This is a genomic window from Shewanella piezotolerans WP3 (assembly GCF_000014885.1).
GTDB lineage: Bacteria > Pseudomonadota > Gammaproteobacteria > Enterobacterales > Shewanellaceae > Shewanella > Shewanella piezotolerans.
The window spans coordinates 1648603-1662343 of sequence record NC_011566.1; the positions used below are offsets into that span (position 1 = coordinate 1648603).

General features: G+C 43.9%; 10 protein-coding genes. 1 reads left to right on the forward strand and 9 read right to left on the reverse strand.

Annotation, left to right across the window (positions count from 1 at the left end; genetic code table 11):
* Nucleotides 1-329 precede the first annotated feature (329 nt).
* Nucleotides 330-1886 (reverse strand): MBL fold metallo-hydrolase RNA specificity domain-containing protein, encoded by a 1557-nt coding sequence (locus SWP_RS07110; protein WP_044555748.1) that lies wholly within the window; start codon nt 1884-1886, stop codon nt 330-332.
* Between the two features lie 152 nt (nt 1887-2038).
* Here SWP_RS07110 and rfbC point away from each other — a divergent pair, with 152 nt between their 5' ends.
* The gene (gene rfbC, locus SWP_RS07115; RefSeq protein WP_020911760.1) at nt 2039-2587 is read left to right on the forward strand and encodes a dTDP-4-dehydrorhamnose 3,5-epimerase; all 549 of its coding nucleotides are present in this window, start codon (nt 2039-2041) and stop codon (nt 2585-2587) included.
* A gap of 27 nt (nt 2588-2614) precedes the next feature.
* Here the strand turns inward: rfbC and SWP_RS07120 are convergent, their stop codons facing one another.
* From SWP_RS07120 to SWP_RS07155, 8 genes are all read right to left on the reverse strand, one after another.
* Nucleotides 2615-3868, reverse strand: a complete 1254-nt coding sequence (locus SWP_RS07120; RefSeq protein ID WP_020911761.1) for a CDP-glycerol--poly(glycerophosphate) glycerophosphotransferase — start codon at nt 3866-3868, stop codon at nt 2615-2617.
* A complete protein-coding gene (gene tagD, locus SWP_RS07125; protein ID WP_020911762.1) occupies nt 3868-4332 on the reverse strand; it encodes a glycerol-3-phosphate cytidylyltransferase in 465 nt (154 codons plus the stop codon). Before tagD ends, SWP_RS07120 begins: the two co-directional genes overlap by 1 nt.
* A gap of 95 nt (nt 4333-4427) precedes the next feature.
* A complete protein-coding gene (locus tag SWP_RS07130; RefSeq protein WP_020911763.1) occupies nt 4428-5915 on the reverse strand; it encodes a sugar phosphate nucleotidyltransferase in 1488 nt (495 codons plus the stop codon).
* Between the two features lie 9 nt (nt 5916-5924).
* Entirely contained in the window at nt 5925-7955 is a 2031-nt protein-coding gene (locus tag SWP_RS07135; RefSeq protein ID WP_020911764.1) for a WecB/TagA/CpsF family glycosyltransferase, read from the reverse strand.
* 309 nt (nt 7956-8264) lie between these two features.
* A complete protein-coding gene (locus SWP_RS07140; protein ID WP_020911765.1) occupies nt 8265-9344 on the reverse strand; it encodes a glycosyltransferase family 2 protein in 1080 nt (359 codons plus the stop codon).
* On the reverse strand, nt 9334-10785 hold the full coding sequence (locus tag SWP_RS07145; protein ID WP_020911767.1) for an oligosaccharide flippase family protein: 1452 nt from the start codon (nt 10783-10785) through the stop codon (nt 9334-9336). The genes SWP_RS07140 and SWP_RS07145 overlap by 11 nt, the downstream gene beginning before the upstream one ends.
* A 306-nt stretch (nt 10786-11091) precedes the next feature.
* Nucleotides 11092-12369 carry an O-antigen ligase family protein gene (locus SWP_RS07150; protein ID WP_020911768.1) on the reverse strand — a complete coding sequence of 426 codons (1278 nt, stop codon included), beginning with the start codon at nt 12367-12369 and terminating at the stop codon, nt 11092-11094.
* On the reverse strand, nt 12324-13733 hold the full coding sequence (locus SWP_RS07155) for a GumC domain-containing protein (protein ID WP_020911769.1): 1410 nt from the start codon (nt 13731-13733) through the stop codon (nt 12324-12326). The genes SWP_RS07150 and SWP_RS07155 overlap by 46 nt, the downstream gene beginning before the upstream one ends.
* Nucleotides 13734-13741: the final 8 nt, after the last annotated feature.

The following is a 13741-nucleotide window of genomic DNA, read 5'->3' on the forward strand; positions in this document are numbered from 1 at the left end:
TATTGATGGGCTAAAGCCCAACCTACAGGAGGACTGGTTTTCAGTTGGCTTGCAGGGTAATTGGTTATATTGGCGTTTGCGATGATCATTTATCGGTCTGCGTTTCAATTGTAGATTGATATTTAGCATTGTAGGTCGGTATTACAATTGTAGGTCGGTATTACAATTGTAGGTCGGCATTTATGCCGTCAGTGACTATATTTTATTATGATGTTTGATGGGCTAAAGCCCAACCTACATAGAGGGGTAAATGATGGGCTAAAGCCCAACCTACGGAGGGAATACGTTGTCCCGCTAGCCTGTGTTTTGTAAGTTTTCTACGCTGTTTGCTATTTTCCTATCTCGACTTTTGTATCTGGTAGTAACTTTTTATATTCAGTAGCCAATGCACTTTTAGCTTGGCTATCACCGTGAACTATACGTATAAGCGTTGGCTTAACTCGCATACCTTTGACGAAGTTAACTAGGTTACGTTGATCTGCGTGGGCGGAGTAACCGCTTACTGTATGCACGCCTGCTTTTATATCGACTCTTTTCCCATCTATGATGCAGTAACCGCCTTTGGGGCCATAAGCTTGGATCTCTCGCCCTGTGGTCCCAGTAGCTTGGTAACCAACAAATATTATGTCGGTGGTAGGATTGCCTAACAGCTTAGCTAAGTAGTTTTGAATTCTTCCGCCAGTGCACATGCCGCTGGCGGCGATGACGATTGCAGGTTTATTACGTTTACTGAGGTATTCGATAGTGGCTAAATGTTCTTGATGACTGCCTACAGTGTAAAGCTGCTCAAAGTCTAAAGGGTGTCGGTGCTGGCTTAATCTCTGCTTGGCTTCTTTGTCCCACAATGTCTTAAATTCTATATAGCGCTCGGTAAATTTTGCAGCCATGGGCGAGTCGACGATGACTTCTATTTGTTGCCACATCTCATTCTTACTTTGGTATCGGTATATAAGCTGCTCAAGTTCGTAAAGTAACTCTTGGGTACGGCCAATACTAAAGGCTGGGATCAATACTACGCCATTATCAGCTACAGACTTTTTTATTACTTTTTTTAAGCTCTCGCTGCGCTGTTTTCGTCCTTGATGGTTTTTATCGCCGTATGTTGACTCTATCACCAATGTGTCTGCTCTATACGGACTTTTAGGACTGGCAAGTAGTGGTGTGTGAGTTGCACCTAAATCCCCTGAAAATACCACTCTATGGTTAGCTTTATGTATATTCTTAGGCTTATGCTCTATTTCACTTCGAACTATGGAGGCTGTAGACAGTTCTATCTCAACATAGGCAGAGCCCAAAATATGCCCAGCGGTTCTGAATTTGGCTTTCGCTTGGGTATAGCTGCTGTGTATTTTGGGGCTGTCTATATGAATGCTTTGTACTTGAGGGCTTTCTATTAACGTAATGTCAGCTTGGTGAATATCATCTGCAGCGCTATTCGTTTGAGGTAAGACATCCCTAGTAGACACCGAGTCGAAATCTAAGCTAAACCATTGGTTATATTCAACCGGTTTAATGAGCTGGTTAAGCTTTTTTAGGTAGAGCTTTATTATGCGGTGGTTTTGAGTGACACCAATTTTTAAGGCATCCTCAATCACCATCGGCAAAAGCGCTGCAGTCGCAACGGTGGCATAGATGGGTTTATTAAAACCAGCGGCCAGTAGATAGGGTATTCTGCCGACATGGTCAATATGGCAGTGAGTGATTATCAATGCGTGAATATTGCTGATATCAAACTCTATCGGCAGTTGCTCAATCGCTGTTTTTCCTGCCGTTTCCGCGCCTTGGAATAATCCACAATCAATGAGTATGCTAGATTGAGCATTAATGTCCAGTTGGTGGCATGAGCCTGTGACACCGTTGATTGCGCCGTGATGGATTATTTTCAGGGTTAGCTCCTCTTATGTGTTGAACGCACTCACTATAGCGTAAATAAAATTGGCTTGATGTCGGTGATTGGATGTATATTCTTGCCTCTCATCTGTTCAATGCGTTACCTAACGCATTACTCACTTATTAATTCAGTAAAGGACGTTGATTGATGAAGCTTATCTCCACTGCTATTGCCGATGTATTGTTAATTGAACCAAAGGTATTTGGCGATGAGCGCGGCTTTTTTATGGAAACTTACCGTGAGTCCGAGTTTAAGATATTGTTTGCTGAAGCAGGATTGATTGCTCCACATTTTGTTCAGGAGAACATGAGTCGCTCTGCAAAACATGTGTTACGCGGCTTACATTTTCAAAAAAGCAAACCTCAAGGCAAGTTGATCCGGGTTGTTAGTGGTGAGATTTTTGATGTGGCGGTTGATATTCGTCAAGATTCCGCAACGTTTGGTCAATGGGTCGGGCAAGTCTTGTCAGCTAATAACCGTTTGCAGATGTATATTCCGCCCGGATTTGCTCACGGATTTTTAACCTTAAGTGAGTATGCTGACATTATCTATAAGTGCACCGATTACTATGTGCCAGAAGATGAAGGACACGTGGCTTGGGATGACGCAAACATAGGGATTGACTGGCCGTTATCAAAGAGTGTTCTGCCAATACTGTCGGATAAAGATAGCGGCTCTTCTAAACTTAGTCGCTAGAACTGGCTGCAAGAGTTGGAAGCTAAGTTAGTGACGACTTTTGATCCAGTCCTCAAGCACTTTAAACGAGCTTGTGGTTGATTCTCCCCAATACATCTTACTTACTGCTAAATAAGGCTCTTTGTATTGCGTTGTTAGTTGGTTGATTGATGCTGGCTGGAGTTGCGTTAGTAGCTCTTTAAAACTAAGGCTTTCTGGGCCGATATTAGGCATTGAGTTGGCGTAGCCATACATACTGCGGCAATTTTGTTGATAATGGACTTTGTCGAACAGGTAAAAGCTAACGGGAATATTTAGTGGTAATACATCGATAAACAGAGAAGAGTAATCGGTGATGAGAAGATCAACATTACCAAGTAGGCCGTAAACATCTCCCATTGTAGAAATATTAATGATGTTAGGGTAATGACTAAACTGCTTTGCAAGCGCGGCTTCATTGGGATGCAGCCGTAGTAGAAACAGTTGATTATGTTGTTGTATATGTAGGGATAACGCTTGCCAGTCAAATGCATTGCGATATGGGTTATCACCTTGGTAACTGTCTCTCCATGAGGGCGCATACAAGATGACTTGTTGATACTGCTTGCTTTGGATTTGTTGGCGAAGCGCTGCTAGCTCTTTTGAGTGAGCTTGTTTTTGCTGCGATGACCGTTGTTGATTTGTTTCGGTGCGATAGTAGTCCGTTCTTGGGTTGCCGCTGCGTTGTAGTTGCGACGCTTCAAGCCTGAATGCACTGCAAAATAGGGTATCGATTAAAGGGCTTGGACTTAGCATTAAGTCCGGTTTTACATGTTGCTGGTGGGCAAGCATTGATTGCTTAAATTGAGCCAAACGGCCTTGAGGATTGAATACTTCTGCCATGGGGCCATTGTCGATATCAAACTCAATTTTTTTCATTGGCGAACCGTGCCAAAGGTTTATCTTAATCGCGCCGCCAGCAAGCCATTGATTAATGTCGCCGATGTAACTGTTATAGAAATAGTATTTGGCAGTTAGTGCATGGTAGATCCCAAGTAGAGACCAGCGGTAATACGCTTCTTGCTTATTTCCATTCAGTTGTTTGATAACGTCTTGATTACCAGAGATCCAAATACAACGTATAAATGCCTGTTGTTGCCAATGCTTGTAAAGGTACTTACTGTTATCTGAAAATAACTCTTTGTAGCTACCAAACACCGCTTTATTTGGGTTACGGGGAAGCAGCTTCGATAGCTGATATACCAGCTTTCGAGTACAGGCTTTCAGCCAAAGCAGCGCATTATTGCTTAAAGAGCGTTGCATTATTTACCGGCCTTGTTGTCGATGTTATCCAAGCTATTGCCATCAGTACCATTACTTAGTTGGTTTTTTGGAGCCCCTCGGTCCGCAAGGCTATTTTTTATCTCTGTGGATGAGATCTCACCCGTTCTGTCTAAGTAAACAACATCGCACAGTATTGATAACTCATCAAATTCACCCTTCCAGTCATCTCCCATAGCAAAAATACTGATATCGTACTTGCAGATATCTTTGGCTTTTTGCTGCCAATGAGTTTCTGGTACCACCATATCTACGTATTTACATGCCTCTACAATTTCGGCCCGTTGCAAATAGCTAAAGAATGCCGCTTTACCTTTTAGCGCATTAAACTCATCGGTTGATACTGCCACAATTAGTTTGTCGCCTAGGGCTTTAAGACGTTTAAATAGACGAACGTGGCCATAGTGAAATAGATCGAACGTACCGTAAGTAATGATTGTTTTCATAATGTTCTCTCTTATTTTCTCTGTACTAAATGGCTATAAGGAGTAGTAAGTGCCTCACTGAAATAGTGTTAATCAAGCTATTGGCTATCTACTTGTTAAGGTGTGTTGTCGCTTGGTGCCGTGTCGTTAGGTATTTTGTTAGTCAATGCACAGGGCTGCTTGCGTCTACCTAATAAGGAGTTGGCGACTAACCGCCAGTACTTACTCCGTTGGTCAGTGCAGAGGTACTCAGCTTCAATGAGTAGCCGCTCTTCGAGCGGCGCTTGTTCATCAATAACCAACTGCAACGGCCCGTACAGGCCAAGTAATGAGGGCTTCTCGACGTGTTCTAGCAGGTCTTTTGTTGTTATTTTTTGCTCAAATGGGCTGGCACCAAATAGGGCTATTTTCCCAGTCATGACCCAATAGAGCTGCGGCAAGCGAGCGATGAATAACAGTTTGATATTCCAGCGGTAGCTGTTTCTCTTAACGCCCTGGAAAAAAAGAGTTTCTCTCATTATTGGTCTTTTAGGGTGGGCTAAAAAGGACAGCAGCAGCAGTAGTGGCGCGAAAATCAGCCCTAAACAAAATAATACAAAGGCCTGTAGCTTATCGATGAATGTGGTTTGTTGCTTCTGCTGTTGAGTACTATTGAAGTTGCAGTTTTCTGAAATAATACTAGGGTCTTCAAGTATTAAGTGCCCTTGGCTTTCAGGTTTTATCAGTAAACTTTTACTGATAATTGTATTGGTAACATTGAGCCCTTGACCGACGTAGCTATTGTCCAATATAAGGCAATTTTTTAGACTGCAAGCTTTCTCAACCAAGCAATTTTTACCGACCACAATGCTTTGTTGCATATCAACACTTTCATCTATCCAAGTGTTGTTACCAATAACCCCCCAAGCATTATGCACGGTGAGTGAGGCTGATTTTGTTTTGGCGCCAACATAGAAGCCGTTTTCTTTTGCTGCGCTGCTAAAATAACGCCCCCTAGGATTTATTCCCGTTAATTTTGCTGACGCTAAAGCTTGGTTGGCGTTCATATAATCTTGTAAGTTATTAAGCATATAGCAGTCACCGTGCAAGACTTGGATGATGCTTTGCTGCTCATTGCTTCTAAGTTGACAATCTGATAACGGCCAATCGAGATCTTCGGTGAAATGCCTAGCGCCAGGAAGTAACATTAAGCCCGCGTTTTGGTTAGCCTGTTTAGCAATAACATGGTTATTATTCATCTGCTTACTGAACTGAGTAAATGATTTTATGCACGGGCTTCTTAGTATATCTGCACGAGCTAATAGAGTCGTCTCATCTGGATTTAGTGATAGTCGTGGTAAAACGCTTGATACATTTTCTTGTTCACGACTTAGGAAGTATTCAACCTCTAAGCCCCATTTCTCTCCGTTACCTATGAGCTTCTCTATCTGCGCTGACTGAGTCGAAATAACAATCCTAATCTTGCTTATTTGTGCATCGGCTAGATCTTCAAGGGTAAATTCAATCACAGGCTTATTACCCACTGGCAGCAGTGCTGGGCAGTAATGTGAATCTAAGGGAGCTAGTTCATTGCCGCTACGGTTGGCGAATATGATTGCTTGCATACTGAGCTCCTAATATGCGCCGCGGGCGAACAGCACCGCAGGGATAGTTTTTATCAATAGCCAAAGATCTGCTGTGACTGATTGCTGGTAGATGTAATCGATATCGAGCTCGACTTGTTGCTTAAACGGAATATTTGAGCGACCTGTGACTTGCCAAATGCAAGTGATCCCAGGTTTAATCATCAGCCTGTTTCTATCATGTTGACTGTATTGTTGAACTTCACTGACTAACGCGGGGCGAGGGCCGACAAGCGACATGTCACCTTTAAGTACATTCCAGAGCTGTGGCAGTTCGTCAATTGACGTTTTGCGAATACACTTGCCAATGAGTGTGACCCTCGGATCATGCTTAATCTTAAATAACACGCCGCCCTGCATCTCATTATCGTTTTGTACTGCCGTCAGTCTTTGCTCGGCGTCTTGGTACATTGAGCGGAACTTCCACATGGTAAACGGCTGGTTATTACGTCCCGCTCGGGTTTGACAAAACAACACTGCGCCTTTCGATTCAATACGGATCAGCAGCGATAAAATGATAAAAAATGGCATTAATAGGACGAGTAAAGCCGCAGAAATGGTGATGTCTAACAGGCGCTTAGTAAAGCGGTTTAGCCGCCTACGCATGTTGTGCATCGCTCTGCGTGTGTTTGCCTGCTTGACATTAAATTTTGGTGTGTATTTAATGTTGGTTTTGGCTTTAACCGTTTTTGGCTGCGCAGCCTGAACTTTGTTTAGCTGACGGTTCTCGCGCCAAACTCTAAATATAAACGTTGGATTACCTATGATGTAGCGTTGCCACATTCGACTAGGCTCTTGCAGCAGTCGATAGCTCCACTCCATGCCCATCTGTCTCAACCATAGAGGAGCGCGTTTGATCCGGTTAGAGTAAAAGTCAAACAAGCCTCCTACGCCAATCCCCACACTGCAATTCAATTGCGGCTTGTTATCTTCGAGCCATCTCTCTTGCAGTGGTGCGCCCATTGCAACCAGCAGTATGTCTGCATTTGACTGATTAATCTGGGCTACTATCTGGTTGTTTTCTTCGCTATTGCCGCTCATATCAAAGTAGCCATTATGGACACCAGCTATCTTTAGGTTTGAATAATGTTGCAGCATATTTTCCGCCGTAGCCGCGGCAACACCTTCTTCGCCGCCCAATAGGAATATTGATAGCTGCTGCTCTGCCGCTAATTCACATAATCTAGGGAACATATCTGTGCCGTTTAGGTTGTCTCTAAGTGGATGGCCCTTTGAGAGACACGCCAGTCTTACACCAATCCCATCGGCAAAGATCCGTTTGCTCTGTTTTAAACTGCGGCGGTAAGCCTCGTTGTGACAACTAATATTTAGGCAGTCGGCATTAACAAAGCTGTATTGCTGTAATTTGACGCTACTATTTGCTTGGCAGGCTTGTTTGATATCGTTTAATAGGTCGCTCAGAGTCCAGTTATCCAAGGAGATCCCAAATACCGATATTGGTCCATTGTTATGTTTAATCTGGGGCATGAAATTGCGGGTGAGAGTAGTGACAAATATGCCCCTGATTAAGGCTGAAAGGTAGTTGAATAAGCTGCTATGTGCCTTTAATAGTGAGCGTTGTGATGATTCAAAGCTCAGCCCGGTGGCGCTATTTATCTGCTCAATCGAACTAAGACCTGGTTTAAGTGATGCGGTTGCTAAATCCTGAACAATTTGCTCTTTCTCGCTTCGACTAAACAACTTGCTGGTTGTATCTGTTGCTTCAAAGGCAAACTCCATCTTTTTACCGAGCAGGCTAACATCACCTCTGAGCAAGTTAATCAACACAGGCAAGCTCTTAAACTTCCCTGAATAGGTAAACTGGTAGAGGCCGACTGTCTTATTATTTGCGCCATAAATGAACACTAATTCAAATGCGTTTATATTTGCTACTGCGCTTTTGAGTAGGCCATAAACGAGCAATGGGCTGGTGATGACTATCATTACGCTAGCAGCGAATAGATCAACAATACGAATTGCCAAAACTGCTGTGCTGGTGGGGCGCGTTTGTGGTTTTATCATAATCGGCCTCAATGTTTGTCGCGTGATGTAGTGACTGCTATCTACTGCTAAAGCTGGTTAGTAATAGTTGTTGTTAATGCTAACGTTAGTCATAACTTTGCAGGTTATAGGCCAAAGGTGATATTTGTATTAAATACAGTGAGATAGATAGTTTTCGTTGATGTTTTTAAAACTAATCTAAATGTTTTTTGCATCCTGCATTGCGCGTTGCAAATTATTCTAGGGTGTGTGATTCGGGGATAAGTGTTTAAGAAAAAGGCTAGCCAAAGCACTAGGTGCGATGGCTAATATAGATATAAGGGATGTTATTTACAGGTTTTTCATCAACTCAGGTGTTACGCCGTCTTTCGATATTTTGGCTCGTTGCATACGTCCCAGTACGGATTGCGCCATAGACTCAATACCTTTATAAGTGCTTTTCGGTAATAGCTTTAACAGATAAGCCGCTGCAAGCGTGGCGATAGTACGCCCTGTCTCGTGTCTGATGATTGATGGTGAGGTTTTCAGTGCTTGTTTTATCCGCTCAACGGCTTCTTTGCCATCATGATTACGTATGGCTTGCCTTGCGAGGTACCTCAATTGGTAGGCTCTGGCGCGATTCTCGTACTGTATTAGCAGCTCTGGTGCATAGTGGATGGCTTTATTGATCATGTTCTCCCATGAAGCATACTGTTTTTGAAAATTAGCGGATAAACCTTGGTTATTAAGACGGTAATAGGTTAGCGGCGCTGGTAGGCCCTCCATTTTCCAATGGGTGGTGGCAACAATTCTAAGCCAGCATTCAATATCTTCTGATTGACGAAAATTCTCATCAAAATAGCAACTGTGTGGATGGCGTTTGTTTAGTGCTTGATAACGTATGTCACACAAGGTTTCACGGCGTAGAACTGGTGCAGAGCCGTTACCGACAGGGTTACGACAGAGCAGATCACTCGCATTTATATCTGTTAACTGTGGCATCTGGAAAACATTGATTGTATTGCCTTGATAGTCGATAAACACCGAACGAGAAAAGCTAATCCCCACCTCTGGAGCATTGTCTAAATGCAGCACATGTTGAGCGAGTTTTTCTGGATGCCACATATCGTCAGAGTCAATAAAAGCAACGTAGCGACCAATAGCGTGGCGGATCCCTGTATTACGTGCTGCAGAAAGTCCTTGGTTCACTTCATGGCTGATGATGCGAATACGTGAGTCTTTAAATTTTTGGCAAAGTGCAAGGCTACTATCAGGTGAGCAATCATTCACTAGAATCAATTCAAAATGACTAAAGGTTTGAGCTAGCACGGATTTGATTGCATCCTCTACAAAGGCTTCAACATTGTAAATAGGCATGACAACGGATACTTTGGCCGCTGTCGCTTTGGTATATTGGTCATTAGTAGTCATAGTGAGTCTCCCGAGAGCGTTTGGGGATTGTCTGCATTAACCGACTTTTTTTATTGCAGTTTATTGAGTATTTATCTGTTGTTGGCTGTTGTGTGAATTTGAGATAAATAGTGAAGATGGGCATAGCAACTAGGTGCACCAATAAAATGCCGAGAGCTACAGCGATAAGTCCTGAAAAACTGGATAGTGCTATGGTCACTGCCAGCATCAGCGTAAAAATGCTGTTGCAGATAAGGTTGTATTTACTCTGACCTGAACTAATTAAATATTGGCTCGCAGCCTCACCAAGTGGACGAAATAGGCCGCTTAAGCAAAGCAAGATGAAAATAGGTAGGGCACCTGCATCTAGCCACTTTTGACCATAGATCAATGGCAGATAAAAAGGTGCTAGTACAGCTTGCAATGTTATAAGGGGCACGGTGAGCAACATGATAAATTTGAGCGATTGAAAGTACTTACCTTGCAGGCTAGTCTCGCGACTCTCGGTATCGTGGCCTTTTTGGCATAGGTGAGAATATAGTGCAGTGCCGTAGCTTTGGATAAGCCCAAGGCTAATGCCTAAGCTGGCATTAAAGGCGAAGAAGTAGACTCCTAATGCTTCTATGCCGAGAAAGTAACCCACTAGTATGTAATCGATATTCTGCCGCATGGCGATGGCTAAGTCACCTAAGCCGACATGTATACCAAACTTAAAAATCTCAGCCGTTTGCGGGGCTAAGCCGAATCTTGCTGATTGAGGCTGAGTATCTGGCTTAGTGGCTGTTGTAGCTCCGTGTAACCGAGTTTTCTTGAGTCGTGTTGTATTTTTGAAAGAAGCCCCGGGCAAGGGGTTGTGATATCGATGAACCCCAATCCAAACAAATATCACAATTACTTTAGGCAAAATAATTGCCCAGATCCCGAGCCCGAGTAAAGCGAGTGTTGCGGTTAACATCCCATCAAAAACGGTTTGCCAAAGTACTGCGCGGCCGACTACTCTCATGCGGTTGAGTCGAAGATTTTGCGCGGCATAAAGCATGCCAAAGGGGAGTAACAAATAGCTTGTTGCCATGAGTATCATAGGAAGTATGAGCTGCATGTCATCGTAGTAGATGGCAAGCGGCCAGCTGAGTAAGCTCATGGCAACGAAGGCGGTGATAGCGGCTAACCAGTTCACTTTATTGGCACTGGTTAGCGCATGACTGAATTTGTTATCATCCATCTGAATCAATGCGGCTGACGAAATTCTACGAGTTGGAGTGCAGATAATCTCGAAACTTGTGAGGATAATGGCCACCAGCCCAAACACTTCTGGAGTGAGCAAGCGAGCGATGATAATGCTCGCCCCGAGACGTACTATCCGGCCGAGCACCTGAGCTGAGCCCAACCAAAATAGGCTCTTGCCCAACGCACTACTGAATAAGGTGGCAATGGTGCTTTTTAGTTGTAATATCGTTTGCATAAAACCACCTGATATGAGGTTGTTAATGAATACGACAGCCTTTAATAGACGTCCACTGTCACTGCTGTTAACTAATCACTGATGCTTGGCCTTAAAAAATTTCTGAGTGGCCTTAGTTATCGACTGTTACCTATTGAATATTACAGGTATCATGCCAACTTTTTATAGGCGGGGATTCGGTCGTAAGCCTTTGATATTAGGTAGTGTTTTACGACTGGCAATGGTGGTGTTAACTTGGTGGTGTGTGAGTGGTAGCGGTAGTCGCAAATTGCGAATCAAAATGAACAATGTGGTGATAGCCGGGTTTTAATCAGCCTCAGCTTTAAGTTCGGTTTTGGACTCAGATTTATTGTACTTAAGTGCAATGCCAACAATGACTAGGCCTGGCCAAAATAGGTAGGCCAAAATCTCTAAGTTCTCGCCGAAGGTGTATAAGAATAGTTGTAAAATAATGGCAATAGCGACAGCCGAAATGCTATTGCTAAAGATATAACGCAGCAGGCTAATAATGGTCACTAGCATTGCTGAGGCGAGCGCCATAGCACCGACTAATCCTTTAACAAACAGTAAACCATACCAAGTGTGATGTGAACCAATAGGCATGTACTCTACCAAGTGTGGACCTCTTTCAACGATACCATGGCCCCAAAAAATGGCTTCATTAGCCCAGCGCTCAAGCGCAATATTTGCGAGTTCTTGGCGTACTCGGGTGGAACCTGCTCGGGCATTTTTAAAGGCATATATGGTTTGTTCTACTTTTTCGATCACACTATGACCTGTTAATCCTAGTAGCAGTAAAGCGGGGCTTGCCGCAAAATATAACCAAGGTGAACGGTAGTAGCGGATGAACATGAAAAAGCCCGCAAGCAGTAGGTAGCAAACGAAAGCGAGCCTAGATTGCGACAGTAGAACCATGCTTAAACTGCCGCTAAAGCCGTAGAAGCGGAAGCGTTTTGATCGCTCTTGAGTGGCAAAGATAAAGAATAGGTTCCCCATCATACCTAGCGCTGGCGCCCAAGGGGTAAATAATCGCCATCTGGGTGCACCGCTACCAGGATCGAGCTCATAGAGACTGACACTGAAAAACTCAGGGCCTGGTCCACCAATGATACTTAAAGGGGAGGTGTAAAGTGTACTAGGCAGTTTCAATACCCAAGCGAGTACAAAAATGGGCAGTAAAATAAGCGTATGTTTACATACGATGCAGCCTGCTCGATAGATTAATTGCGGGCGGATATTCAGCGAGCCGATGAGTGGGAAGATGGCTAACAGTGCCCAGCCTTTAGCCCAACCAATACTCGACTTGATGAGTTTGGTAAGCCCTAGCCCTTCAGTGAGATGACCAATCACCAGCGCCAGTAGCATCAGCAACATCGCTGCTACCCAGAAATGTTGAGTATGAGAAACAACATAATTCTGTTGCTTAAGTGCCGCTCTTTTTACCAGCCTTAACAGGAGTATCCAGCCAACCACCGGGGCAACCACATACATGGCACCTAAAAACCAAAATAGGTAGGTGCCGGTGATGGCATACCAAACTAGGCGTTCGTCAGAATTTTCTGGAGCATAGGCTTGCGGATCCATAGCATTCCCATCCCTGCGATGATTGATATCGATGCGGCAATACCGCCGACGAGCGCCAGTAAGATGGCGAGTTTATCCGTTGACTCGGCTAATGTTGGCGCAGACATTAACTGTACCAAAGGAAACGAAGAATATATATCGGCCTTACCAACATCCATTTTTGCCAGTGCCGAAGTAAATACCGCTGTTGCAACTTGGTGTTCTCTTTGAAGATCTTCAAGCTTTGCCGCATCATCATTGCTGTCATATAAACGATGGTCCCAATCATGGATCTGCTGCGATAGTGAACTTATCTGGCGTTTTAACCCTTTTGCCTGTGTATCCAGTGTGAGTAACTGTTGCATCAATTGCGCACGACCATCTAAATCATCAGCCGATAGCATTAGCATTAGACGCTTATCAGTGTAGCCCAGTAATACCATGCAACGCTTTGATATCGCGGCAAGGATGGATTTCTGTTCATCTCTATGAGTGACCACTTGTGGATGACGCTTGCCATAGCGGCTTGAATACTCGGTCAGTTTTGCGGTGACATTGGTATAGCCGATAAGTAGCTGTTGAAACAACTGATCATTTTTGAGTGTCAGTAGCCCCGCTGCTTGTTTAGGGGTGAGTGACAGATGTATTTCTAGCATTTTTTGACTGGCGATGACGCCTTGGTACTCTGACTCGAGGTTGACTCGGTTGTGTCTTAAGCGCTCCATAGTTAATGCGAGCTCTTTAAACTGGTCGAGTGTAACAAGCCCATGTTCTGATTGAAATTCCAACAGCTTGCTTTGTGTTAGGCTGACCTTATTGGCAAAACTTGCCATTCCCACACGAATAGCATCTTCGCGTTGTTGTACTTCGTCATTTCGTAGCTGTGAAAGCAGTGCTTGTAAGCTGTGGTAATGAGCCCAGCCACGCTGCTGCGCATCTTCGGCACTGGTTGAGTTGATGCTAAATTGCATTAAACCGGTTTGATTTGGCAGTTTCAATTTTGGCTTAGTAAATTCACTGTTCTTTATATTCATGGTTTTCGCCGCCGCATTTAAAAGTGTTTTGCTGGTGGCAATGGACTTGTAATTTATTCTGGGATCGATTGCTGAGCTCAAATAAGGTGAACTCACCGAGCTATTTGCTTGGCCGACATTGTCTAAACTCACCACGGCACCTGCGCCAGCACCTGGTAAAATAAGGGTCCAATTACTGACATAACGACTAGGACTTAAGAGAACAAAAAGCAGAACTAGGAGCCAAACAGAAGCAAGCAGAGTAAAGTTCATTTTTAGATACGCATCTCTTCGCTCTTTAACTGGCATTTGACTACCATCTACGAACAGGCGCTTAAGCCAAAGTAGAGGTCTTAATTGTTGATTTTTCATAGTCGCCT

Excerpts from the sequence above, each read along its gene's own strand:
- rfbC (WP_020911760.1), top strand. The coding sequence starts at position 2,039 with ATGAAGCTTATCTCCACTGCTATTGCCGATGTATTGTTAATTGAACCA.
- SWP_RS07120 (WP_020911761.1), bottom strand. The coding sequence starts at position 3,868 with ATGCAACGCTCTTTAAGCAATAATGCGCTGCTTTGGCTGAAAGCCTGT.
- tagD (WP_020911762.1), bottom strand. The coding sequence starts at position 4,332 with ATGAAAACAATCATTACTTACGGTACGTTCGATCTATTTCACTATGGC.
- SWP_RS07130 (WP_020911763.1), bottom strand. The coding sequence starts at position 5,915 with ATGCAAGCAATCATATTCGCCAACCGTAGCGGCAATGAACTAGCTCCC.
- SWP_RS07135 (WP_020911764.1), bottom strand. The coding sequence starts at position 7,955 with ATGATAAAACCACAAACGCGCCCCACCAGCACAGCAGTTTTGGCAATT.
- SWP_RS07140 (WP_020911765.1), bottom strand. The coding sequence starts at position 9,344 with ATGACTACTAATGACCAATATACCAAAGCGACAGCGGCCAAAGTATCC.
- SWP_RS07145 (WP_020911767.1), bottom strand. The coding sequence starts at position 10,785 with ATGCAAACGATATTACAACTAAAAAGCACCATTGCCACCTTATTCAGT.
- SWP_RS07150 (WP_020911768.1), bottom strand. The coding sequence starts at position 12,369 with ATGGATCCGCAAGCCTATGCTCCAGAAAATTCTGACGAACGCCTAGTT.
- SWP_RS07155 (WP_020911769.1), bottom strand. The coding sequence starts at position 13,733 with ATGAAAAATCAACAATTAAGACCTCTACTTTGGCTTAAGCGCCTGTTC.